This is a genomic window from Sporosarcina sp. FSL K6-2383 (assembly GCF_038618305.1).
Lineage (GTDB): Bacteria > Bacillota > Bacilli > Bacillales_A > Planococcaceae > Sporosarcina.
In genome coordinates this window covers 2,652,037-2,674,595 of record NZ_CP152017.1, presented here as the reverse complement: position 1 = coordinate 2,674,595, position 22,559 = coordinate 2,652,037, and the positions used below count along the sequence as shown (strand labels likewise).

Genomic DNA, 22,559 nt, shown 5'->3' with positions numbered 1-22,559 from the left:
CAAAAATAAAAAAGGAGTGTTTACAAATGGCAGATATGATTAAATTACAATTTCCAGATGGCGCAGTGAAGGAGTTTCCACAGGGGACAACAACTGAGGATGTTGCAGCATCCATTAGCCCAGGACTACGCAAAAGTGCGTTGGCGGGTAAAGTGGGGGACAAGCTCGTCGATTTAAAAACACCACTTACTGAAGGTGGTGACTTTGGCATCATTACACCACAATCAGCTGAGGCATTAGAAATTTTACGTCATAGTTCAGCGCATTTATTAGCACAGGCTGTGAAGCGTAAATTCCCGGATGCGAAATTGGGCATTGGACCTGTTATCTCTAGCGGATTCTATTACGATATTGATTCACCAACACCGATTACGGCAGAAGATTTACCAGAGCTTGAAAAAGAAATGAAACGAATTATTGCTGAAAATGTTGAAGTCATCCGTCACGATGTATCACGTGAAGAAGCAGCAGAAATTTTCAAGAAAATTGATGATGAATACAAATTGGAATTGCTTGAAGCCATTCCAGCAGGAGAGCAAGTATCCCTTTACGAACAAGGCGATTTCATCGACCTATGTCGTGGTGTTCACGTGCCATCCACTGGGAAATTAAAAGAAATCAAATTGCTAAGTATCGCAGGAGCGTATTGGCGCGGTGATTCCAATAACAAAATGCTACAACGTATTTATGGGACAGCGTTCTTCAAAAAAGAAGAACTAAAAGAGCATCTTCATATGCTAGAGGAAGCAAAAGAGCGTGATCACCGTAAAATCGGTAAAGAATTGAATCTGTTCATGAACTCACAAAAAGTGGGTCAAGGCTTACCAATGTGGTTACCGAAAGGCGCAACAATCCGCCGCATTATTGAACGTTATATCGTCGATAAAGAGCAAAAGCTTGGGTATGATCATGTCTACACACCAGTTCTTGGAAGCGTAGAATTGTATAAAACGTCGGGTCACTGGGATCATTACCAGGACGGCATGTTCCCTGTGATGAGCATGGACAACGAAGATCTTGTGTTGCGTCCGATGAACTGTCCACACCATATGATGATTTACAAAAATGGTATTCATTCATACCGTAACCTTCCATTGCGTATTGCAGAACTAGGAACGATGCACCGTTATGAAATGTCAGGTGCACTATCAGGCTTGCAACGTGTTCGTGGGATGACATTAAATGATGCCCATATCTTTGTCCGTCCCGATCAAATTAAGGACGAGTTCAAACGTGTTGTGCAACTTGTCATTGACGTATATAAAGATTTCAAAATCGAAGACTATTCATTCCGTGTGTCTTATCGTGATCCAGCAGATACAGAAAAATATTTTGATGACGATGCAATGTGGAATCGTGCACAAACAATGTTAAAAGAAGCGATGGATGAAATGGGACTGGATTATGTGGAAGCGGAAGGCGAAGCAGCATTCTACGGACCAAAATTAGACGTTCAAGTAAAAACAGCCATTGGTATGGAAGAAACGTTGTCAACTGTGCAACTAGACTTCTTACTACCAGAACGTTTTGACCTGACATATGTAGGAGAAGACGGCAAGCAACATCGTCCGGTCGTTATTCACCGTGGTGTTGTGTCAACGATGGAACGTTTTGTCGCATTCCTAATTGAAGAATACAAAGGTGCATTCCCAACTTGGTTGGCACCTGTTCAAGTAGAAGTGATTCCTGTATCACCAGATGCACATTTCGACTATGCAGATGGTGTACGTGAAAAATTAGTTGCAGCTGGCTTCCGTGTAGACATTGATAGCCGTGAAGAAAAAATCGGTTATAAAATCCGTGAAGCGCAAATGCAAAAAGTACCTTATATGCTTGTACTAGGTGATAAAGAAGTAGAAACGGGCGAAGTGAATGTTCGTAAATACGGTGAGCAAAAATCTGAAAGCATGCCGTTTGAGGAATTTATTGTGAAATTGCAAGAAGAAGTCACTTCTATATAACTTGAATCGGCAGAAAATCTGCCGATTCAAGTTAAGCCTCCGGCGGATGTCACAAATTTTGAAAGGAGTTAATTGCGCAAGCGCAATTCAAAATTTGGACGCAATTACGCCGAGGCGTAATTGAATATAGTTGTTGACATGTATAACGTCTTGTGTTAAAGTAATTAAGGTTAGTAAATAACTGAATACAGTTTGTGGTATAAGAAGAGGCTACCCGCTTCTCACCTGTTTGACGCCTAGACGTTGTTGACAGGTCAACACATGAGTGAACGTGCCGTGCATTTCGATGTACGTACACATACGCGGGTAGACAAATCTAATTTGTCTACCTTTTTTGATTGGATGGACCTGTGGGATCGACCTAAGTGGTTGATATACCCAAACCATGTATTCGCGAGATAACATCCGGAGGTGGATTACTATTAGCAAAGACATGTACGTAAATGAGGGTATTCGTGCCCGCGAGCTGCGAATTATCGACCATAACGGCGATCAGCTCGGAATCAAAACTCGTACCGAGGCACTAGAAATCGCCGCTCGTGCGAATTTGGATCTCGTCCTTGTCGCTCCACAAGCGAAACCCCCAGTAGCTCGTATCATGGACTATGGGAAGTTCAAATTTGAGCAACAGAAAAAGGACCGCGAAGTACGTAAAAATCAGAAGATTATCCTACTCAAAGAAGTTCGACTAAGCCCGACAATCGACGAGCATGATTTTCAAACGAAACTACGTAACGCAATCAAATTCCTTGAAAAAGGCGACAAAGTAAAATGCTCTATCCGTTTCCGTGGACGTGCAATTACACACAAGGAAATTGGACAGCGTGTCCTTGACCGTTTCGCAGAAGCGTGCAAAGATGTATCTACGGTTGAACAAAGACCGAAGATGGAAGGTCGCAGTATGTTCTTAGTACTTGCACCAACTGCTGAAAAACAGTAACAACGAAAGATTTAGGAGGAACAGAACATGCCAAAAATGAAAACTCACCGCGGTTCAGCGAAACGTTTCAAAAAAACCGGTTCTGGTAAATTGAAACGCGGCCGTGCTTACACAAGTCACCTTTTTGCGAATAAATCGACAAAAGCGAAACGCCACCTGCGTAAAGCTTCACTCGTTTCTTCAGGAGACTACAAACGTATCCGCGAAATGCTGACATACGTAAAATAATTCAAACCATAATCGGACAGAAAAGCAGGAGGTAATGAACTATGCCACGCGTAAAAGGTGGAACAGTGACGCGCAAGCGTCGTAATCGAGTATTGAAATTAGCAAAAGGTTATTACGGTTCAAAACATAGACTTTACAAAGTCGCAAACCAACAGGTCATGAAATCATTTAACTATGCATACCGTGACCGTCGTCAAAAGAAACGTGAATTCCGTAAACTTTGGATCACACGTATCAATGCAGCTGCACGTATTAACGGTCTTTCATACAGTACACTTATGCACGGTTTAAAAGTGGCTGGCATCGACGTTAACCGCAAAATGCTAGCTGATCTTGCGGTAACTGACGCATCAGCGTTTGCACAACTTGCAGATGCAGCTAAAAAATCAATCGCAAAATAAGTCTATAACTAAAAGCCACCTCGAAAATCGGAGTTAATCCGATATCGAGGTGGCTTTTTTGTCTATTAGCAAAGTAGAAGAGGTGGATAAGGGATATCGAGTTTGCCAGGGGTAGCCCAGTTTCACACAATTAGGGACATTCTGATTAAAAAATAGTGTAAAATGAAGCAAGAGAGAAGGAGGGAAATGGGTGCAATCGATAATAATAAGTTGGATTATGTTTATGTCCATTTGGGTTTTTGCAGCAATGGGGTATGATAAGCGACAAGCGAAGAAAAGAGGGCGCAGAGTGCCAGAAAGAAATTTATGGTTACTGGCGATCCTTGGCGGTGGCATTGGTGCTTATTTAGGTATGCAAATGTTTCGTCATAAGACACGGCACACATCATTCCGTATCGGCTTCCTTCTATTAGCAATGGTTTATGGGGTGGGTATGTTATATTTGTTAGGTGTTCGGATGCCTGGGGGATTCACCGCATAAGAAAAGCCCGTCAAACCGACGGGCCATCATTAAGCATTCATCAATTGCTCAATAGGATTTTTCCAACCGATATCTGCTTTTGGATAGTTAGAAAGAATCTCGGATTTAAGGAAATGGAAATCATCCTTTGTGAAACCTTGTAGTTTTGCTTCGTCTTTTACCCAGACGAAAATGGATACAACATCAAATGAGTCCTCAGTTGTTCCTAAGTATTTCTCGCCTTCAAACATAGCACCTTTGTACGTAATGAAGAAGTTTTTTCGAACATTTTTCACATCATCATAAAAGTAAAATTGCTGTTGTTCATAAGCTTCATCTAATTTTCGTTTAGGGTCCGTTAAATAACGAATACCTCGGTAAAATAAATAAATGATGAAGGCGATAATGACAAAACGGATCAGCAATGGCATAACAGATCCCCTCACTTTAAATGTAGTACTCTCTTATACGGATGAGGGATGGGATTGGTTTCACTATTATTGAATTTTTCGGAGGTTTTTTTATGCAACTGACAATATTATTTACTATGCAACAAGAACTGGATTCATTTATCCAAAATAATCGACAACAGCAGACAGATGTATTTCAAGAAAAAGGACTTGCACTGTTGGTCGAGTTGGCGGAGTTGGCGAATGAGACACGTTGTTTTAAATTTTGGAGTGCGAAAGGTCCATCAGAGGATACGATTATTTTGGAGGAATACGTGGACTCCATTCACTTTTTACTGTCGCTTGGGATTGAAAAGGACTTACATACACTGACGACTTGGCCGGTGGGAGAAGTGGAAGGGAATTTAACACAGTTGTTTTTGGCAACAAACGGCGTTATTCACCGTTTTTTGGAGGAGCTGACAATGGAGTCTTATGAGCAAGTGTGGGTCTATTACGGTGCGATTGCTAACAAACTAGGCTTTACGAATGAGGACATCATTCAGGCTTACATAGCGAAGAATGAAGAGAATTATAATCGACAGAAAACAGGTTATTAAAAAGTTTTATAGAAAAATCAAAAATTGATTGACAGAAACCTCTGAATAAAAAATAATAGAGTATAGCAAGTGAACTATTAGAGGAGGCATCAATATGAATGAATGGAATAAAGAGGATTTTGGTGTACGTTTAAAAACATTGCGGGAGCAACGTGGATTGTCCATGATGGCGTTTGGTACGGCTATTGGAACATCGGCTAGTCGTATCAAAGACTGGGAAAAAGGAAAAAATGCCCCGTCCGCTGCATGGATTGCGAAAATTTCAGAACGTTTTAATGTTTCGACAGATGAGCTAATTCTTGGGAATGCGAAGGTTTCAAAAGCGTTTAAAAACACCGGGTCACCGAATGTTGATTTATTGTATGATAAGTTACGAGAAACAATTGCGGATGAGTTGGGAGCAGATGAAGAAACTGATCGTACAGCTGACTTGTATGCAGAACTGGATGCAATTAATAAGGAAAACTATAGAAGTGGAAAAGGGAGAAGACGTGCGGAGCGCGAACTGTTAGCTATCTTGACGGAACTTCCTAAAAAAGAAGTCCTTGAATTGCTAGAGCTTGCTAAGGTTAAAAAGCGCTGGATGTAATGGAATCGACTGCTATTACGAGCAAAAAGAATAGGAAGACAATTTGGCTCCTCATGATTGCACTACTTTTTGTTTTTATTTTGCTGACTTATTGGGGCAATACAACAGTTGGTGTAACGCAATATACCATTGTTTCCGATAATGTTCCAGCTGATTTCAACCAATACAAAATCGTTCAGTTATCCGATTTGCATGATGCGAAGTTCGGTGAAAATCATGCAGATGTCGTCGATAAAGTGAAACTGATTACACCTGATGTTATTTTCATCACGGGGGATTTTATTGACAGCAATCGTTATAATCTTGAGCAAAGTTTACTTCTTGTTGAAAGACTACAAGGAGTTGCGCCGATGTATTATGTCACTGGAAATCATGAAATCGCAACGAATGATATGGTACGTATCAAGGCAGAGTTGGAAGATTTGGGCGTTCAAGTCTTATCAGATGAAGCAGAGATTATCACGTTGAATCAGGATGATGCGATAGCAATTGGTGGGATTGAAGATCCGCTATTCAGCTATCTGGATGATGAAGAGGCGGTCAAGACTTCAATGAACCGAGCATTTGAACATGTACCTGATGGGATGTTTAAAATACTTTTGTCACATAGACCGGAGCAATTTGAGGCTTACGTCGAGCAAGGAATGGATATCATATTTAGTGGTCATGCACACGGAGGTCAATTCCGATTTCCGGGATTAGGCGGACTTGTATCGCCGGGACAAGGTTGGTTTCCAACTTATACAGCGGGCGTCCACAAAAAGGATGATAGTCAGATGGTAGTTAGTCGTGGGCTGGGAAACAGTATCATTCCTATCCGGATTTTCAATCAACCAGAAATCGTTGTCGTTACATTAAAAAATGAAAAATAGTAAGAAAAAGCGCAAAGAGCAAAGTGCTTCTTGCGTTTTTTTGTTGTATAGACAATTTCGAACAGTGTGAACCTACTGGTGATTTCATGGTATAATAGAAGTAGTGTGTAAGGGTATTGAGTGGGAAAGGGTGACAGTTGTGAAAGCGTTTATTCATGAAGCTGGACAGTTGAAAATTAGTGAGATGGAAGAACCTGTTGCGGCAAAAGGGGAAGTTGTTGTCGCGATTCGGGCGGCGGGTCTGAATCGGCGTGACCTATACATACCTGCTCGTAGAGGGGATGCAACGGAGGCATTAATCATCGGTTCAGACGGAGCAGGTGTAATTGAGTCAGTTGGTGAAGAGGTAACGGCATTTAACATTGGGGATGAAGTCATTATCAATCCTGCACTTCGTTGGTATGACAAAAGTGATGCACCACCAGAAGGCTTTGATATTTTGGGTATGCCTGATCACGGAACGTTTGCGAAAAAAATTGCTATTTCGGCGGAGCAGATTGAGAAAAAACCGATTCATTTAACGTGGGAAGAGGCTGCGGTGTTAGCTTTATCCGGGGTGACTGGTTATCGTGCTTTGTTCACAAAAGGGAGCTTGCAGGCAGGCGATACGGTTTTCATACCAGGGGCTGGAAGTGGTGTAGCAACCTATCTGATTGCATTTGCAAAAAATAGTGGGGCACGTGTCATTGTGACATCGCGCAGTGAGGAGAAGCGAAAGCAGGCACTTGAGCTCGGGGCGGATATCGCACTGGATACAGCTAGTGATTGGCAACAGGAACTAGCAGGTGAAACGATTGACTTGGTGATTGAAAGTGTTGGACAAGTAACATTCAATCGTTCGCTAGGTGTGCTAAAAAAAGGAGGGCGTATCGTTGTGTTCGGGGCGACGGCAGGCGATACGGTTGACTTTGATTTACGTGCCTTTTTCTATGGCCAATATCAATTATTTGGCTCGACGATGGGTAGTAGAGAAGAACTGCGTGACATGCTGGCACATATTGAAAAGCACGGAACTCGTCCAGTAATCGATACAGTGTTTCCTATGAATGATGCGAAGGCGGCGTTTAATTATATTGAAGACAGTAAGCAGTTTGGAAAAGTGGTATTGCGGATAAGTGAGTGATTCGCCAAGTACCTTAGTGGTTTCCGAAACCAGTAAATTTGTCGCGTGAATGTCAGAAAGTAAGGATTAATCCGAAATATGAATGCGCTATACTGTAGATAAAGAAAGGTGGGGGTTGTTGTGACAGAAGAAGTTATTCCGTTGACGGATTTAGAAATTGCATCAAAAGCGATTATGCAACCGATATGGACTATTGCCGCTAAGGCCGGTATTCCCGAAGAAGCGGTTGAGCCATACGGTAAGTATAAAGCGAAAATTGATGTTACGAAACTGACTGGAACAAGCAAAAACGGTAAAGTAGTACTCGTTACAGCAATTAGTCCGACACCGGCAGGAGAGGGGAAGTCGACTGTTACCGTCGGACTGGCGGATGCACTTTCGAAGTTGGGTGAAAAGACAATGATTGCATTGCGAGAACCATCCCTTGGTCCAGTTATGGGGATGAAAGGCGGGGCAACTGGCGGTGGTTATGCGCAAGTGTTACCAATGGAAGAGATTAATTTACATTTCAATGGGGATATTCATGCTATTACGACGGCAAATAATGCACTGAGCGCTATGATTGATAATCATCTTCATCACGGCAATATTCTTCGAATTGACCCGCGAAGAATTACGTGGAAGCGTGTACTGGATATGAATGATCGAGCACTACGTCATGTGACAATTGGTCTAGGAGGACCTGCTCAAGGTGTACCGAGAGAAGATGGCTTTGACATTACGGTAGCCTCTGAAATTATGGCAGTATTTTGCTTGGCAACTAGCCTAACGGATTTGAAGGAACGAATTGCTCGGATTGTCATTGGCTATACATATGACAAGGAAGCGGTTACTGTTCGTGATCTTGGCGTACAAGGTGCATTGACACTGCTGTTAAAAGAAGCATTCAAACCTAATTTGGTTCAGACGATTGAAGGAACTCCAGCCTTGATACACGGTGGACCATTTGCCAATATTGCACACGGTTGTAATTCACTCATGGCAACAAATACAGCACGTAAACTAGCGGATATTGTCATTACCGAGGCGGGATTCGGAGCTGATTTGGGTGCCGAGAAATTTATGAATATTAAAGCCCGACATGGAAATTTTGCGCCCGATGCTGTTGTTATTGTCGCAACAGTACGCGCATTGAAAATGCATGGAGGCATGCCAAAAAATCAGCTGAAAGAAGAGAATGTTCAAGCTGTGAAAGATGGCATGGAAAACTTGGCAAAGCATGTCGAAACAGTACTGGCTTTCGGTGTAGAGCCTGTCATTGCACTCAATCGTTTTATAACAGACAGACCAGATGAGCTCGAAGTGATTTTTGATTGGTGTGAAACGAATGCGATCCGTGTGGCATTGACAGATGTTTGGGAGCGTGGTGGAGAAGGTGGGCTCGCGTTAGCACAAGAGGTACTCAGCCTGCTGGAGAAACCAAACCATTTTGCTCCACTGTATGGTATAGAGCAATCTGTGCGTGATAAAATCACAGCAATTGTACAAAAGGTATACGGTGGTCAAGGTATCATTTTGACAGACAATGCATTGAAAAATCTGCGGAATATCGAAAAAAATGGGTGGGATGTCCTACCGATTTGTATGGCGAAAACCCAATATTCATTTTCTGATGATCCGACAATGTTAGGGCGACCTGAAGGATTTACAATCACAATTCGAGAAATCATTCCGAAACTAGGTGCAGGGTTCCTTGTTTGCTTAACGGGTGATATTATGACCATGCCTGGACTACCGAAAACCCCAGCGGCACTTGGTATGGACATAGATGCAGACGGTAATGCAAAAGGTTTAATGTAGTAAATTCGAAAATTAGTTCAGCTTTTACAAAATGATGGAATGAACATAAAGAAACAGGCTATCCGCAATACTCGGATAGCCTGTTTGATTTTTACAACGCTTGATCATCTACTGAATTCAGCCATGATTCAATTGTGCCAATGACAGACTCTACGCAGCCATCTTCAAATGGGGAGATTAGATTTGCCTCACCAACGAGTTGCGTAAATGGTTTTGAACCGCCAAGCGTGCACAAATGTAAATAGTCCTTCCAAGCAGCTGCATGGTCTTCACGTGAGCGTTTCCAAAATTGGAACGCACATATTTGGGCTAGCGTATAATCGATATAATAGAAAGGACTTGCGTAAATATGTCCTTGACGTTGCCACGCTGCGCCTGATTCCAAGTATTCGATACCATCGTAATCACGCATAGGTAAATAGATTTGCTCAATTTTTTTCCAAGCGGCTTTGCGTTCGGCTGGCGTCATTTGTGGATTTTCATACACAACATGTTGGAACTCATCTACAGCCACACCGTATGGTAAAAAGAGCAATGCATCGCTCAGATGTGAAAACCTATATTTATCGGCTTGTTCTTTGAAGAAGAGTTCCATCCACGGCCAAGTGAAAAATTCCATACTCATGGAATGGATTTCAGCTCCCTCATATGTGGGCCACATATATTCTGGAATACCGATATTGCGGCTAGAATACACTTGGAATGCGTGCCCGACCTCATGCGTTAGTACATCAATATCGCCGGAAGTACCATTAAAGTTAGAAAAGATGAACGGAGAATCGTAATCATCGATGAATGTACAATAACCGCCTGATTCTTTTCCTTTCTTCGCTTCTATATCCAACAAATTTTTGTCCGTCATAAATTTGAAAAACGTATTTGTTTCAGGTGACAGTTCGGCATACATCTTTTGACCGTTTTCAATAATCCATTCAGGAGAACCTTGTGGTGTCGCATTACCTGATAGGAAATTGAAAGACTGGTCATGGTATTTTAATTTATCGATCCCAATTCGCTCTGCTTGACGTTCATAGAGGCGGTTAGCAAGTGGGACGATGAAATCTCGTACTTGATCACGGAATTTTTTCACCATATCTGCATCATAATCAATGCGATTCATGCGTACATAGCCAAGTTCTACATAGTTTTTATAGCCAAGTGTTGTCGCAATTTGATGGCGAAGTGAAACGAGTTCATCATAAATTGTATCGAATTGCTCCCCGTTATCCGCATAGAATTTTTGCGTAGCTTCCATCGCAGATTTGCGAATTGAACGATCTGTCGATTCTGCATACGGTCCCATTTGTGCAAGCGTTAACGTTTTTCCATCAAATTCGATTTGTGCAGATGCTACGAGTTTTGAGTAGTCAGATGATAATTTGTTTTCCTTTTGGAGCAATTCTACAATTTCTGGTGCAAATGATTTGATTGAATTGTCGGCTAGCGCAAATAATTGAGTCCCCCATTGTTCTTCAAGCTGAGCTCTAAAGGGAGTAGAGACGAGTTCCTTATAGTAAGCAGCTTCAAGTTCTTGGTACTCTGGTCCAATTTCATCGAAATAATCCCGTTCCTTTTGATAGAATTCGTCATTCGTATCAATAGAGGCGCGGATGTAAACAAGATTAGATTGCGTCGAGTAGTTACTACCAATGGCATTAATCTTTTTCATCGCGTCGTTTTGCTGTTCAAAAGAGCTTGCGGAACGAAATTCCTGAAGCAGGGCTTCAAATTCTTTTTTTAACGACGCCATTTCAGGTTTAGTGTATTGATAGTCTTCAAATTTTAACATACGAATTCCCCCCTGGATTTTTACTAGTGAAATACTTCACTGTTTCTATTGTTCACGAAGTTCGGACAGATTGCAAAAGATAATGATAATAATTGTGAATTTCTTTTGAGGAAAAAGGGTAAGTTGCATCATTTTGTTGGAGAATGATGTATGATGGAGAGTAGTGTGCAGTTAATGCATCGTTATGTGAAAAAATGTAAGTGAGAGGTTGTTAAAACTATGGAAATTAATGAACATATTGTTGATCAAATTCTTGATCCAACTGGAATTATTGCAGGTGAACGTTATCAATTTCGACTCTATTTAACGTTAGACGAAGAAGATGAGTTGTACGCTGAAGGTGGAACTGGGCTTCGCGTTATTTTTGCTGTTGATGGTGAGGAAGAACGTATTGCGTCTTATCATTTTTTTGAGCGTGCGACTGAGAAAGTCCTTGATTTTGAATTAGAGGATGACGAAAAAGAAATCGTCCTTGCTTTTTGCAAAGCGAATCGGGAATAATAAAAGACAACAGCCTGTACATTTAATTGTGCAGGCTTTTCTCTAATTCACCTTACAAATGTAAAACATATTATGTGTTTTTTTGAGTGAATTAGTAGATAATGAGTGAAGTGGATGCAAAGGGTTTTCTTTTTCATCCAGACGAGAAAGAAAAACTATAACAGGAGTGTTTGCTAATGGATAACAAAATCGTTGATATTACAATTATCGGGGGAGGACCCACTGGGCTTTTCTCTTCATTCTACGCGGGAATGCGGGAGATGTCTGTGAAAATTATTGACAGTCTGCCACAGCTTGGCGGTCAACTCATTGAGCTTTATCCTGATAAATATATATATGATGTCGGAGGATTCCCGAAAATACTTGCGAAGGATTTCGTTGCGAATCTTGTGACACAGGCACATTACGCGAAGCCAGAAATCATTTTGGGTGAAACAGCACTTTCAGTAACACGCGATGGCGATCACTTCATCCTGCAAACAGACAAAGGTACCCATCTGACACGTACAATCTTGTTGACGGCAGGGATTGGCGCGTTTCAACCACGTAAAATTGGTTTGAAAGAAGAAGTAGATTTCGAAGGAACAACACTGCATTATGGTATTAAGGATCTGTCCATTTTCAAGGATCAAAATGTTGTTGTTTGTGGCGGTGGAGACTCAGCTGTTGACTGGTCACTGATGCTTGAAGACATTGCTACAAGTGTGACACTTGTTCACCGTCGTGAACGTTTTACTGCGCATGAAACGAGCGTTAATCAGCTGATGGAATCGAAGGTGACTGTTAAAACGTCACGAGCAGTAAAAGCGATGGAAGGCGAAGCAGGAAAGATTAGCGGCGTTGTATTAGCTGATAAAGAAGGTATAGAAGAACATTTGGCCGTCGATCATCTAATCGTTAACTACGGCAACATCTCATCACTCGGACCATTGAAAGAATGGGGCCTTGAGATGGATCGTAATTCGATTTTGGTTAATACAAGAATGGAAACGAATATCGAAGGTATTTACGCGGCCGGGGATATTACAAACTATGATGGAAAGGTGAAATTGATTGCTGTTGGACTAGGCGAGGCACCGATTGCTGTTAACCATGCAAAGTCGCATATTGATCCGAAAGCAAGAGTACAACCTCTTCATAGTACGAGTGTATTTAGCTAAATAGTTTACATGAAAAAAGCCGCATAATCGCGGCTTTTTTTATAATAGGAAAGTAATGACCAAGATTAGCAATAATGGACCAAACAAGATGATATAGCCAACAGGGTGCCCAAAATTGAGAGTCCAGCCAACACCGAACCTTTTTTCAACAAAAATGGAGGGGTCGTTTTTATTAACATAAAAGATACCGAATTTCCAGTTGTGGTCATCATCGACTGCGGTAATGCCAGGTTTGGCTTCATCTTCAAAAGGCACATGAATGCGTGACCCACTTTGACCTACTTTAAATGCATAGACTGCAGTTCCAATTAGGATGAGCAATAGAAATCCAATCGGTAGCGCAAACATAATAGCTGCATTCGCAAGGCCTTGATGAATCGTTGTCAGTTGTAGGTAGCCAAAAAGAATCGTCATCAGTACACTTACCATGAATAAAAACCAACTCGTATATTTTCGAAATGCCAACTGCTGAACTTGTGACGTTTTCCCTTTAGCTGGATTTAGCTTAATACCAGAACGTTTTGTAAACGCATGAATTCCAAGCATCATTCCTTGTATTACAAGGAGGATAAGTAATAGGGCGACTACTGAAAAAGGTGTTTTGGGACTAAAAGCATCAGGTTGTCCATTTGGTCCCCAATGTGTTGGAATCATGTTTGGTATATGGCCGTATTGTGTACCTGTATATGCGATTAATCCAATTGTGATAAGCATTGGAAGGGCATAGAGAATACTTGGTAACATCTCATTTTTTGAGTGGATGGCTAAGTCAGCAATTTGTATTTGCTTTAACTCTACTCCCCAATGATTGCTGTGTTTAAGACGTGTTGTTTTTGTGTGAAAGTATAAATAAAGTGCCATGCTAAGAAACAGTAGTCCAAATTGAATCGCTAATCCTGCTAGTACGATTTGTGCTCCGGTAACTGTGTCACCATTTGCCCAAAATGCATAGCCGATAAGCGAAAAAAGACCGATGATGAGGATAATTGTTGAATAACTTTTTTTATAGGATGCAACGGTAGTATCGTCTGTATATCCCTCTGGAATCGTAACACCAAAGGCAATCGTGTGTCTTAGTAAAAATGGTATAGCAGCTTGAATAATGACGATGAAAGCGATAATGATAAGAAAAATGGTGAGTTCCATTTTTTATTCCCCCTTGATGTCTGAAATGATAGATGATGCAAGTGCTAGTAAGTCTTCTTTGCTCATCCCAAGTACAATCGCCTCGGCAAGTATAGGCTTCAATTCATCTATAATCCTGTTACGATGATTATCCTGTATCCCCTGTTGGATAATCGGGTTAATAATCGCTCCAGACTTCGGTACAATTTGAATGATAGCTTTCTTCTCAAGTGTATGATAAGCCTTGTTCACTGTATGCATATTCATACTTAGATCAGCTGCCAGTGAGCGTACAGAAGGCAAGGCGTCTCCGCCAATAAGCTCCCCCCGTGCAATCAATTCAGTTAACTGATTAGCTAATTGTGTATAAATAGGTATGTCTGAAGAAGGTTCAATTTGAATAAACACGATAATCCCTCCTAACTGTTCTAATTTTATTATAACAAATTTGTTCTAGTATGTATAGAATAGAAGTATTCTATTTTGAAACTGAAAACACCCCATAAATGTTAGTTAGTACCTAACATTTATGGGGCATTTCATCGGTAGAATTTTCAACTAGTCTAGCTCTGAAACGGTTACAAATATATAGCCCTCACTTTGTAAATACGCAAGAACGGCATCGAGTCCATCGGCTGTGGATTGGTGGATATCATGCATAAGGATAATACTGCCGTCTTTTGTTTCTTCTTTGACTTTCATCAATAGCCGATTAGCATTACGATGTTTCCAATCGAGTGTATCGACATCCCACAGTACGACAGGTAAACCTGTTTGGCTACTTACCTTTTGATTCACCGCGCCATAAGGTGGTCTGAAGGCTGTTGCTTTTGTTCCAGTTACCGTCTCAATAATTGTTGATGTCCGATTAATCTCATTGCCTATTTTTTCCGAATCTGCTTTGGTCAAATCAGGGTGATTCCATGTATGGTTCCCAAGTTCATGGCCAGCATCTTTGACATTTTTAGCGATATCAGGATAATATTCAACCCGGCTACCGAGCATGAAAAATGTGGCTTTAGCATTGTATTTTTGTAATGTATCAAGAATTTGAGTCGTTACCTTAGGATCAGGTCCATCATCAAATGTTAGTGCAACTTTTTTTACAATAGTTTCTCCAGTCCCGTCGTGAAGTGGAGTTCCACCGGAGTTTTGATCAATATCCCTGATTTGCTCCTCGTTGCTAGGGGGGGCGTTGACATCAGGTGTTGTGCCATCGTCGGGCTTTTCAACTTCGATATTTTCATCTAGTGATGAATCTGACTCTTGGACTTGTATTTTAAACTCATCAGCTAGCAAGTCATTGATCGCCCCGAGGGGAATCGCGACAATTGGAGGTCCAATGGCTCCAGCAGCCAATTCATATTCATCGAAATAAAAGATAATGGAGTCATCTGTCAAAGCAAAATTACTATAATTCTCCCAAACTGGCTCTGTGTTAAGGTGGAGCTCCTCGGGATATAAATGGTCTTTCAAAGTCGAATCGTTATAAAGGTGATCCCTTACTAAAGTAGAAATCGTTTCAAGTCGTTTCTGATCCCATTTAAAGACATCTTCAATGGAAATAATTTTCTCTGTTACAGGATTTAAGTGAAAGGAACGGATTTCTGTTGCACCATTTGCACCAACGATAGAATTAGAGTTGACAATGACAAACGAATAATTTCCAGAGTGATGGGACAATGTTTCAAAGGAGATATTCAATTCGCCTTTATATTTACTCGCTAGTTCTCTATTCTTTTCCATGGCAGTCAAATAGCTTTTTTTCGTATATGTGATATAAGTAGAAATCGCATCATTGAATGTGCTATGTAAGCTTTGTGGGTACTGAATAGCAAATGGAGAATATGTATCATTCGATGTTTCGGTAATAATTTTGATGCCTGGATAGCTGGAGTCAATCGTATCGATTACTACAGGAGTCGGTTTGGCAGCTTGTGTTTTAGGGGGTGAAGCAGCTGTGTTTTTGCCGTTCAGTGAAATTAAATAAATAGTGGCAACGGTTAGGGCGATAATGATTGTTGAAAATGTAATGTCAATCCAAGTCGAACGGCGCTTACGATGTGTTCTTGTCATGCTGTGGGCTCCTTTATTGGTTGTAAAAAGTTAGACGGATGAAACTAGTAAATAGTTTCACTTGAATCAACATATAAAAATAAAACATAATGTCTACTAATGCGTTGAACATATTCTATCAGTATACATGAAAGATAGTAGTGAACCAATGAAATGAAAGTATTTGTGGTTCTCCAGGTTTAACCATGTGTTTAATTCCCTTTGGGTCCTCTTAGAAGATCGTGAAAAACTTTTGACAATCGCGTAGGAACAAGTTCTAAGCAATCAAAATCTCTTTTTCCAATTGCACATATATGGTACAATGGCAGCATCTCGTATTGTGCATATGCGGGTATCTTTTGTATGTTTACACTTAATACCGATCCGGTTGTTGACTTATAACATGCAATTATAAAAAAACAAGGTGGTTGGAAAATTGGAAAAAAGTACTTATCGGGTTCTTCTGTATTATAAATATGTCCCTGTCGAAGACCCAGAAACATTTGCTGTTGAACATTTGAAAGCTTGTAAAGAAATTGGCTTAAAAGGCCGAATTTTAGTCGGTGCTGAGGGGATCAATGGTACATGCTCAGGAACGATTGAACAGACGGATGCCTACATGAACCTATTGAAACAGGATGAGCGTTTCGCGGATATGGTTATCAAAATCGACGAAGCTGATGGGCATGCTTTCAAGAAAATGCATGTACGTGTGCGTGAGGAAATCGTTAACTTGAGCCTTGCGGAAGATATCAATCCAAATGAGTTAACAGGTAAACGCTTGAGCCCAGAAGACTGGTTCAAAAAAATGCAAGAGGAAGATACGATCATCATTGATGCACGCAATGATTATGAGTTTGATTTAGGTCATTTCCGTGGTGCAGTACGTCCGGATATTGAAAACTTCCGTGATTTACCGGAGTGGATTCGTGACAACAAAGAGCAGTTTGAAGGGAAGAAAATCCTGACATATTGCACAGGTGGTATTCGTTGTGAGAAATTCTCTGGATGGCTTGTACGAGAAGGTTTTGAGGATGTATCCCAATTACACGGTGGAATTGCGACATATGGCAAAGACCCTGTGGCACAAGGGCAGCTATGGGATGGACAAATGTACGTCTTTGATGAGCGTATTGCTGTGCCCATCAATCAAGTCGAGCAAGTTATCGTTGGACGTGATCATTTTGACGGGACACCATGCGAACGCTATGTGAACTGTGCGAACCCGGAATGTAATGCGAAAATTATTACATCTGAAGAAAATGAGCATCTATACATGCGCAGTTGTTCAGATGAATGCCGTACACATCCTCGCAATCGTTATTTCGTAGAGCATAATATGACGGTTGAAGAGTATGATGAACGACTTGAAGCCATTGAAAAGCGTAAAAACGCAAGTATCTTAAATTAAATAGCTAGAGCCGACAGGAAGTTGGTTCAAAAAGGCCGCCGAAACAGTTGCTGTTTTGGCGGCTTTTTTTATTTAGCAGCTCATTCAGTCTGCTTAAAAAAATGAATAGTCTGATAGAAATGTGTTATCGCTATTTACTAAACTGCTTTAATCGTCTAATATGAAGCCAAATCCTACTACACCAAAATTGAAAGCGTATACATAATTCCGTAGGATAATAAAGTATTTTCAATTCGAAAATCAATTTTGGGGGGAATGTAACATTGGATATCAAAGATAAGGTTGCAATTGTGACAGGGGGAGCTTCCGGGTTAGGGCTAGGAGCAGTAAGAAATCTAGTAAATAAGGGCGCAAAGGTCGTCATTTTCGATTTGGATGAGGATGCTGCCGAAGAAATCTGTCGGGAACTAGGGGGAAATGTTGATTTTTTCTATGCCGATGTAACAAGTGAAGAATCCGTTGAGGCGGGTATCCAAAAAGTAATAGCGAAATTCGGTGCGATTCATATATGTGTGAACTGTGCGGGTATTGCTCCACCGCAAAAAGTTGTTGGTCGAACGGGTGCAATGCCGTTAGCGAATTTTAAAAAGGTATTGGATATTAATTTAACTGGTACGTTTAATGTATTGAGACTTGCAGCAGTGGAAATGGCAAAAAATGAGCCTTTAACAGAGGATGGAGAACGTGGAATCATCATTAACACAGCATCGGTTGCCGCTTTTGATGGACAGATGGGACAGGCTGCTTATACCGCTAGTAAAGCTGGAGTGGCAGGAATGACGTTACCAATCGCACGTGATCTATCATCTTATGGAATTCGTATCAATACCATCGCACCGGGATTATTCCATACACCAATGGCTGCGGGACTTCCTGAACCTGTTATAAAAAGATTAGAGAGTATGGTTGAGTTTCCAAAACGCTTAGGCGATCCGAATGAGTATGCTTCCTTAGCGATATTCATGATGGAAAATGGCTATCTCAATGGGGAAGTGATTCGTCTGGATGGCGGTATTCGTATGTCACCTCGTTAAATTAAGAAGGAGTGAAATGGTCATGACAGAAGTGGTAATTGTAGAAGGAGTTCGCACAGCAGTAGGACGTAGAAAAGGAGCGTTTGCAGGTTATCGACCGGATGAACTAGCTGCTGTTGTACTCGATGCGCTCGTACTCCGTGCTGGGGTTGCGAAGGAAGATGTGGAGGATGTCATTTTAGGTTGTGTCACACAAACAGGAGAACAGGCGAGTAATGTTGCTAGAACAGCGCTACTCATTGCGGATTTTCCGATTGAGGTGCCAGGTGTCACGATTGATCGACAATGCGGCTCCAGTCAACAAGCGGTCCATTTCGCATCACAGGCAATTGCTTCTGGCGATATGGACATCGTCATTGCAGGCGGTGTTGAAAATATGACACGAGTACCGATGATGTCTAATGTTGGCGACGTCAAGCCAAGCACTAAGTTAACGGACAAATACGAAATTATTAACCAAGGTTTATCGTCAGAACGTATGGTCAAAAAATGGGGGTTGACGCGTGAAGCATTGGATCGTTATTCAGTCGACAGCCATCTCAAGGCAATAGCAGCGATTGAAAAAGGCTATTTCGAGGCGGAAATTGTCCCAGTTGATGTCGAGCTGGAAGATGGCACAATCACCCGTTTTGCTGTCGATGAAGGACCGCGACCTGGCACAACAATGGAAGTGCTTGGTGACTTAAAAACAGTTTTTGATGAACATGGTGTCATTACAGCAGGCAATGCAAGTCAAATCAGTGATGGAGCGTCAGCGGTGTTGCTCATGTCACGTGACAAGGCAGATGAACTTGGCTTAAAACCGAAAGCACGTATCGTTGCTCGCAGTGTGACAGGATCAGATCCAACACTTATGCTGACAGGCCCGATTGAAGCGACGAGGAAAGTATTACAAAAAGCAGGGCTGACGATTGAAGAAATTGATACGTATGAAGTGAATGAAGCCTTTGCACAAGTACCGCTTGCTTGGTTACAGGACATTGGAGCAGACCCTGAAAAACTAAATCCTGACGGTGGCGCCATTGCACTTGGGCACCCTTTAGGGGCTACGGGAACAAAATTATTAGTGACGTTGATGAATAGATTGGAACGAACAGGCGGGCGCTATGGTTTGCTAGCAATTTGTGAAGGTATGGGGATGGCTAACGCGACGATCATTGAACGACTGTGATAAGTAAGGGGGGCTAGAAATGGCGAGATACAAATTTGAAACAGAAGAGCATATCATGTTCAGAGATTCACTAAGGAAGTTTCTTCAAAAAGAAGCAGTCCCGCATTATGATACATGGGAACAACAACGTATCATTCCGATTGCATTTTGGAAAAATCTTGGGGAAATGGGCTTCCTGTGCCCACAAGTAGAAGATGAATATGGTGGACTAGGACTTGACTTTAGCTTTGGTGTCATCATATCCGAAGAATTAGAAAGAGTAGGTACAAGTTTAGTTGGTGTCGGCTTGCATAATGATATAGTTGTACCTTATATCGAATCATACGGTTCTGCTGAACAAAAGAAACGTTGGCTACCAGGATGTGTGTCAGCCGATATCATTACGGGAATTGCCATGACGGAACCGGGTACAGGATCTGATTTGGCGAATGTGCAGACGACCGCTATTCGTGATGGGGATTATTATGTCGTCAATGGACAAAAGACATTCATTACAAATGGTATTAATGGCAATCTTTTTGTCGTTGTGGTGAAAACAGATGCACATGCCGAACCGAAGCACCGAGGGATTAGCCTACTTGCCGTAGAAGAGGGAACAACGGGGTTTACGAAGGGGCGCAAACTCGATAAGGTGGGTCTCCATGCGCAGGATACGGCTGAATTATACTTTGAGGATTGTAGAGTTCCCGTTAGCAATCTACTTGGCGAAGAAGGAAAAGGCTTTGGTTATCTTATGTCGAAACTACAACAAGAGCGGTTGGTTGTTGCGATTGCTGCACAAATTGCGTCGGAGGATATGCTAGAGACGACCATCCGTTATGTGAAGTCCCGAGAGGCGTTTGGAAAATCGGTCTCTTCATTCCAAAATACACAGTTTAAAATTGCAGAGATGGCAACGAAAGTTGAGCTTGGCAAAGCATTTTTGGAATCATTGATCGAGGATCATATTGCCGGTAAAGACGTCGTGACGAAAGTGTCGATGGCAAAATATTGGCTGACTGAAACGGCACAGGAAATTTCAACGGAATGCATGCGACTGCATGGCGGTTATGGCTATATGGAGGAGTATACGATTGCTAGGCGTTACAGGGATATCCCAGTAGCCTCTATATACGCCGGTACGAATGAAATTATGAAAGTGATTATTGCGAAGAATATGGGGTTGTAGATCAAAGTGCCTGTGAGTGATTTGCTGGCACTTTGATTCATTGCAAATAATGATAGCGGTATGAAAAATAATAGGCGATTAAACCGACAATCGGAATAGTGGCTACAAGCAAAAAAGTTAGTAAGCTTGAACCTTCAAACATCATAATCCCTGCTAATAAGAATAAAAAAAACGGGGTAGAGATAAGGATGGCTGATAATGCACTTTTCGCTGCTTTCCCAGTCAGCTCTATTTCACGTTCGTCTTTTGATGAAAACTCAGGTAGAACAAGATCCTTTGTAGATGGTCTACCATCTGGTTCGCTTTTATACTGTTTTTTCATTTGTAAATAGAGCAGGAATAATATAATCCAATAAGGTAGTGTGAAGTAAAAGCTATAAGATGTAAAGCGACCTGTGTTGAACGCAAACAAGGCAAGTGTGATAAAAAATAAAATCCTGAGTACTATCGCAACCGTTAAATTCTTCATATTTTCCCCTCCTTCGAAAAAATCTTTTCAATCGGCATGTCAAAAACTTCCGCAATATTCATTGCGAGCAGCAGAGAAGGGGTGTAACTACCCTTTTCAAGCGACACAATCGTCTGCCTCGTCACCCCAACCTTGTCCGCCAAATCACCCTGCGTCAAATTAAAACGTGCTCTCAATTCTTTCACCCGATTTCTAAGCAATGGGATTCCTCCTTGCTGGTAAGCTGGTTAGTTTATATATAAAAACTAAGCGTTAGGCGCAGCGGATTCAATGGGATTTCTATACTAACTTATTAGAATTGTATAGCAAACTATTCTATTTGTAAAGTTAACTATACATAATGTGTAATCAACTGTACTTCTAGTGTTAACATTATTGTAACGACTATACTTACTTAGGAAGAAGCAAAAGTGGTATACTATGAGCATTGAATTAAAATTGGAGGAACTTGTTTTATGCAGTGGAGAAACTTATATCGAGGATTCTTTATGGGAATCAGCGATCTGATTCCTGGAGTGAGTGGGGGAACCATCGCGTTCATTCTTGGGATATATGATGAATTATTAGCATCAATTAGCGGATTTTTCAGCCGTGACTGGAAAAAGTATATCGGTTTCCTGTTGCCGCTTGGTATTGGAATTGGGGTTACCCTTTTACTATTCAGTAGAGTGATTGAATTTTTATTGAAAAACTATAATGAGCCTACACAATTTTTCTTTATGGGGCTTATTCTCGGCGTGCTGCCTTTCATTACGAAACAAGCAGGAGTCAAAAAGAACTTTAAATGGACGCACTTCCTACTTATTCTCCTTCTAGGAGTAGCACTTGCTTCAACTGCCTTTATTAAACCGTTGGATACAACGCCGATTACAACATTGACAGCCACCAACACAATTGGCTTGTTCCTTGCCGGCTGGGCAGGTAGCATGGCGATGCTTCTTCCCGGTATTAGCGGCTCATTCATCTTGTTGCTGCTAGGTGTCTATTCGACGGCAATTGGCGCATTGTCCAATTTCAATTTACCAATCATTGCAGTCATTGGTGCTGGTGTCATAGTCGGTTTTATCGTCAGCAGTAGAGTCATTAGCTATTTACTAGCTAATTTCACGTACATTACCTTTGCGGCCATTATTGGTCTGATTATCGGTTCAGTGTTCGTTGTCTATCCGGGTATTCCGGAAAGCGGGACGCCATTTGTGATGAGTGTCATAGCCTTCATTACAGGTCTGATTGTTGCGAATATGTTTAGCTCACCAAATAAGACTTCTATTATGCACCACTAACAACCTAAAA

24 protein-coding genes and 1 other annotated feature are annotated in these 22,559 nt (G+C 41.4%); of the genes, 17 read left to right on the top strand and 7 right to left on the bottom strand.

Annotated features, from left to right (window positions below):
* Positions 1–26: 26 nt before the first annotated feature.
* The 5 genes from thrS to MKZ10_RS13185 all read left to right on the top strand — a co-directional run bounded on the left by thrS (position 27) and on the right by MKZ10_RS13185 (position 4,011).
* The gene (gene thrS / locus MKZ10_RS13205; protein ID WP_342505407.1) at positions 27–1,961 is read left to right on the top strand and encodes a threonine--tRNA ligase; all 1,935 of its coding nucleotides are present in this window, start codon (positions 27–29) and stop codon (positions 1,959–1,961) included.
* A gap of 195 nt (positions 1,962–2,156) precedes the next feature.
* Positions 2,157–2,304 (top strand) — a sequence feature (ribosomal protein L20 leader region).
* A gap of 78 nt (positions 2,305–2,382) precedes the next feature.
* Positions 2,383–2,901 carry a translation initiation factor IF-3 gene (gene infC / locus MKZ10_RS13200; protein WP_203246966.1) on the top strand — a complete coding sequence of 173 codons (519 nt, stop codon included), beginning with the start codon at positions 2,383–2,385 and terminating at the stop codon, positions 2,899–2,901.
* Between the two features lie 27 nt (positions 2,902–2,928).
* Positions 2,929–3,129: a 50S ribosomal protein L35 gene (gene rpmI, locus MKZ10_RS13195; RefSeq protein WP_203246687.1), complete on the top strand. Its 201-nt coding sequence runs from the start codon at positions 2,929–2,931 to the stop codon at positions 3,127–3,129.
* A 41-nt stretch (positions 3,130–3,170) separates the two neighbouring features.
* Positions 3,171–3,530 carry a 50S ribosomal protein L20 gene (gene rplT, locus MKZ10_RS13190; RefSeq protein WP_342505406.1) on the top strand — a complete coding sequence of 120 codons (360 nt, stop codon included), beginning with the start codon at positions 3,171–3,173 and terminating at the stop codon, positions 3,528–3,530.
* 190 nt (positions 3,531–3,720) lie between these two features.
* Positions 3,721–4,011, top strand: coding sequence for a DUF1294 domain-containing protein (locus MKZ10_RS13185; protein WP_342505405.1), 291 nt, complete (start codon positions 3,721–3,723; stop codon positions 4,009–4,011).
* 29 nt (positions 4,012–4,040) lie between these two features.
* Here MKZ10_RS13185 and MKZ10_RS13180 read toward each other — a convergent pair whose 3' ends face one another.
* The gene (locus MKZ10_RS13180; protein WP_342505404.1) at positions 4,041–4,421 is read right to left on the bottom strand and encodes a sigma-w pathway protein ysdB; all 381 of its coding nucleotides are present in this window, start codon (positions 4,419–4,421) and stop codon (positions 4,041–4,043) included.
* Positions 4,422–4,513: 92 nt separating this feature from the next.
* On the opposite strand from MKZ10_RS13180, the gene MKZ10_RS13175 reads away from it, so the two are divergent.
* The 5 genes from MKZ10_RS13175 (at position 4,514) to MKZ10_RS13155 (ending at position 9,383) form a co-directional block, all read left to right on the top strand.
* The gene (locus MKZ10_RS13175) at positions 4,514–4,999 is read left to right on the top strand and encodes a dUTP diphosphatase (RefSeq protein ID WP_342505403.1); all 486 of its coding nucleotides are present in this window, start codon (positions 4,514–4,516) and stop codon (positions 4,997–4,999) included.
* Between the two features lie 94 nt (positions 5,000–5,093).
* A complete protein-coding gene (locus MKZ10_RS13170) occupies positions 5,094–5,588 on the top strand; it encodes a helix-turn-helix transcriptional regulator (protein WP_342505402.1) in 495 nt (164 codons plus the stop codon).
* Positions 5,588–6,460 (top strand): metallophosphoesterase, encoded by an 873-nt coding sequence (locus MKZ10_RS13165; RefSeq protein WP_342505401.1) that lies wholly within the window; start codon positions 5,588–5,590, stop codon positions 6,458–6,460. Before MKZ10_RS13170 ends, MKZ10_RS13165 begins: the two co-directional genes overlap by 1 nt.
* 139 nt (positions 6,461–6,599) lie before the next feature.
* Entirely contained in the window at positions 6,600–7,583 is a 984-nt protein-coding gene (locus MKZ10_RS13160; RefSeq protein WP_342505400.1) for a zinc-binding dehydrogenase, read from the top strand.
* A gap of 135 nt (positions 7,584–7,718) precedes the next feature.
* Positions 7,719–9,383, top strand: a complete 1,665-nt coding sequence (locus MKZ10_RS13155; protein ID WP_342510197.1) for a formate--tetrahydrofolate ligase — start codon at positions 7,719–7,721, stop codon at positions 9,381–9,383.
* Between the two features lie 91 nt (positions 9,384–9,474).
* Here the strand turns inward: MKZ10_RS13155 and MKZ10_RS13150 are convergent, their stop codons facing one another.
* Positions 9,475–11,172, bottom strand: a complete 1,698-nt coding sequence (locus tag MKZ10_RS13150) for a M3 family oligoendopeptidase (protein ID WP_342505399.1) — start codon at positions 11,170–11,172, stop codon at positions 9,475–9,477.
* A 219-nt stretch (positions 11,173–11,391) separates the two neighbouring features.
* Between MKZ10_RS13150 and MKZ10_RS13145 the strand changes: the two genes are divergently transcribed.
* Together MKZ10_RS13145 and MKZ10_RS13140 are read left to right on the top strand one after the other, a co-directional pair.
* Positions 11,392–11,673: a DUF6509 family protein gene (locus MKZ10_RS13145; protein ID WP_203246697.1), complete on the top strand. Its 282-nt coding sequence runs from the start codon at positions 11,392–11,394 to the stop codon at positions 11,671–11,673.
* Positions 11,674–11,849: 176 nt separating this feature from the next.
* Positions 11,850–12,833 carry an NAD(P)/FAD-dependent oxidoreductase gene (locus MKZ10_RS13140; RefSeq protein WP_342505398.1) on the top strand — a complete coding sequence of 328 codons (984 nt, stop codon included), beginning with the start codon at positions 11,850–11,852 and terminating at the stop codon, positions 12,831–12,833.
* A 39-nt stretch (positions 12,834–12,872) separates the two neighbouring features.
* Here the strand turns inward: MKZ10_RS13140 and MKZ10_RS13135 are convergent, their stop codons facing one another.
* From MKZ10_RS13135 to MKZ10_RS13125, 3 genes are all read right to left on the bottom strand, one after another.
* On the bottom strand, positions 12,873–13,979 hold the full coding sequence (locus MKZ10_RS13135) for a DUF5808 domain-containing protein (protein ID WP_342505397.1): 1,107 nt from the start codon (positions 13,977–13,979) through the stop codon (positions 12,873–12,875).
* 3 nt (positions 13,980–13,982) lie between these two features.
* On the bottom strand, positions 13,983–14,366 hold the full coding sequence (locus tag MKZ10_RS13130) for a GntR family transcriptional regulator (RefSeq protein WP_342505396.1): 384 nt from the start codon (positions 14,364–14,366) through the stop codon (positions 13,983–13,985).
* Positions 14,367–14,516: 150 nt separating this feature from the next.
* The gene (locus tag MKZ10_RS13125; protein ID WP_342505395.1) at positions 14,517–16,034 is read right to left on the bottom strand and encodes a polysaccharide deacetylase family protein; all 1,518 of its coding nucleotides are present in this window, start codon (positions 16,032–16,034) and stop codon (positions 14,517–14,519) included.
* Between the two features lie 415 nt (positions 16,035–16,449).
* On the opposite strand from MKZ10_RS13125, the gene MKZ10_RS13120 reads away from it, so the two are divergent.
* The 4 genes from MKZ10_RS13120 to MKZ10_RS13105 all read left to right on the top strand — a co-directional run bounded on the left by MKZ10_RS13120 (position 16,450) and on the right by MKZ10_RS13105 (position 20,797).
* Positions 16,450–17,424 (top strand): rhodanese-related sulfurtransferase, encoded by a 975-nt coding sequence (locus tag MKZ10_RS13120; RefSeq protein WP_342505394.1) that lies wholly within the window; start codon positions 16,450–16,452, stop codon positions 17,422–17,424.
* A 263-nt stretch (positions 17,425–17,687) separates the two neighbouring features.
* Positions 17,688–18,458 (top strand): SDR family NAD(P)-dependent oxidoreductase, encoded by a 771-nt coding sequence (locus MKZ10_RS13115; RefSeq protein WP_342505393.1) that lies wholly within the window; start codon positions 17,688–17,690, stop codon positions 18,456–18,458.
* 22 nt (positions 18,459–18,480) lie between these two features.
* Positions 18,481–19,629, top strand: coding sequence for a thiolase family protein (locus tag MKZ10_RS13110; RefSeq protein WP_342505392.1), 1,149 nt, complete (start codon positions 18,481–18,483; stop codon positions 19,627–19,629).
* Between the two features lie 19 nt (positions 19,630–19,648).
* On the top strand, positions 19,649–20,797 hold the full coding sequence (locus MKZ10_RS13105; RefSeq protein ID WP_342505391.1) for an acyl-CoA dehydrogenase family protein: 1,149 nt from the start codon (positions 19,649–19,651) through the stop codon (positions 20,795–20,797).
* A gap of 37 nt (positions 20,798–20,834) precedes the next feature.
* On the opposite strand, the gene MKZ10_RS13100 is transcribed toward MKZ10_RS13105, so the two are convergent.
* Positions 20,835–21,266 (bottom strand): hypothetical protein, encoded by a 432-nt coding sequence (locus MKZ10_RS13100; RefSeq protein WP_342505390.1) that lies wholly within the window; start codon positions 21,264–21,266, stop codon positions 20,835–20,837.
* Complete coding sequence (locus tag MKZ10_RS13095) at positions 21,263–21,472, bottom strand: helix-turn-helix transcriptional regulator (RefSeq protein WP_342510195.1); 210 nt, start codon at positions 21,470–21,472, stop codon at positions 21,263–21,265. The genes MKZ10_RS13100 and MKZ10_RS13095 overlap by 4 nt, the downstream gene beginning before the upstream one ends.
* A 249-nt stretch (positions 21,473–21,721) precedes the next feature.
* On the opposite strand from MKZ10_RS13095, the gene MKZ10_RS13090 reads away from it, so the two are divergent.
* Positions 21,722–22,549 carry a DUF368 domain-containing protein gene (locus tag MKZ10_RS13090; protein WP_342505389.1) on the top strand — a complete coding sequence of 276 codons (828 nt, stop codon included), beginning with the start codon at positions 21,722–21,724 and terminating at the stop codon, positions 22,547–22,549.
* The last annotated feature ends 10 nt before the right edge of the window (positions 22,550–22,559 follow it).

Bases quoted from the DNA above. Each gene is read 5' to 3' on its own strand.
- MKZ10_RS13135 (WP_342505397.1), bottom strand. From the start codon at position 13,979: ATGGAACTCACCATTTTTCTTATCATTATCGCTTTCATCGTCATTATT.
- MKZ10_RS13180 (WP_342505404.1), bottom strand. From the start codon at position 4,421: ATGCCATTGCTGATCCGTTTTGTCATTATCGCCTTCATCATTTATTTA.
- MKZ10_RS13090 (WP_342505389.1), top strand. From the start codon at position 21,722: ATGCAGTGGAGAAACTTATATCGAGGATTCTTTATGGGAATCAGCGAT.
- MKZ10_RS13165 (WP_342505401.1), top strand. From the start codon at position 5,588: ATGGAATCGACTGCTATTACGAGCAAAAAGAATAGGAAGACAATTTGG.
- MKZ10_RS13100 (WP_342505390.1), bottom strand. From the start codon at position 21,266: ATGAAGAATTTAACGGTTGCGATAGTACTCAGGATTTTATTTTTTATC.
- MKZ10_RS13140 (WP_342505398.1), top strand. From the start codon at position 11,850: ATGGATAACAAAATCGTTGATATTACAATTATCGGGGGAGGACCCACT.
- MKZ10_RS13175 (WP_342505403.1), top strand. From the start codon at position 4,514: ATGCAACTGACAATATTATTTACTATGCAACAAGAACTGGATTCATTT.
- rplT (WP_342505406.1), top strand. From the start codon at position 3,171: ATGCCACGCGTAAAAGGTGGAACAGTGACGCGCAAGCGTCGTAATCGA.
- MKZ10_RS13145 (WP_203246697.1), top strand. From the start codon at position 11,392: ATGGAAATTAATGAACATATTGTTGATCAAATTCTTGATCCAACTGGA.
- MKZ10_RS13170 (WP_342505402.1), top strand. From the start codon at position 5,094: ATGAATGAATGGAATAAAGAGGATTTTGGTGTACGTTTAAAAACATTG.
- rpmI (WP_203246687.1), top strand. From the start codon at position 2,929: ATGCCAAAAATGAAAACTCACCGCGGTTCAGCGAAACGTTTCAAAAAA.
- thrS (WP_342505407.1), top strand. From the start codon at position 27: ATGGCAGATATGATTAAATTACAATTTCCAGATGGCGCAGTGAAGGAG.
- MKZ10_RS13110 (WP_342505392.1), top strand. From the start codon at position 18,481: ATGACAGAAGTGGTAATTGTAGAAGGAGTTCGCACAGCAGTAGGACGT.
- MKZ10_RS13105 (WP_342505391.1), top strand. From the start codon at position 19,649: ATGGCGAGATACAAATTTGAAACAGAAGAGCATATCATGTTCAGAGAT.
- MKZ10_RS13125 (WP_342505395.1), bottom strand. From the start codon at position 16,034: ATGACAAGAACACATCGTAAGCGCCGTTCGACTTGGATTGACATTACA.
- MKZ10_RS13150 (WP_342505399.1), bottom strand. From the start codon at position 11,172: ATGTTAAAATTTGAAGACTATCAATACACTAAACCTGAAATGGCGTCG.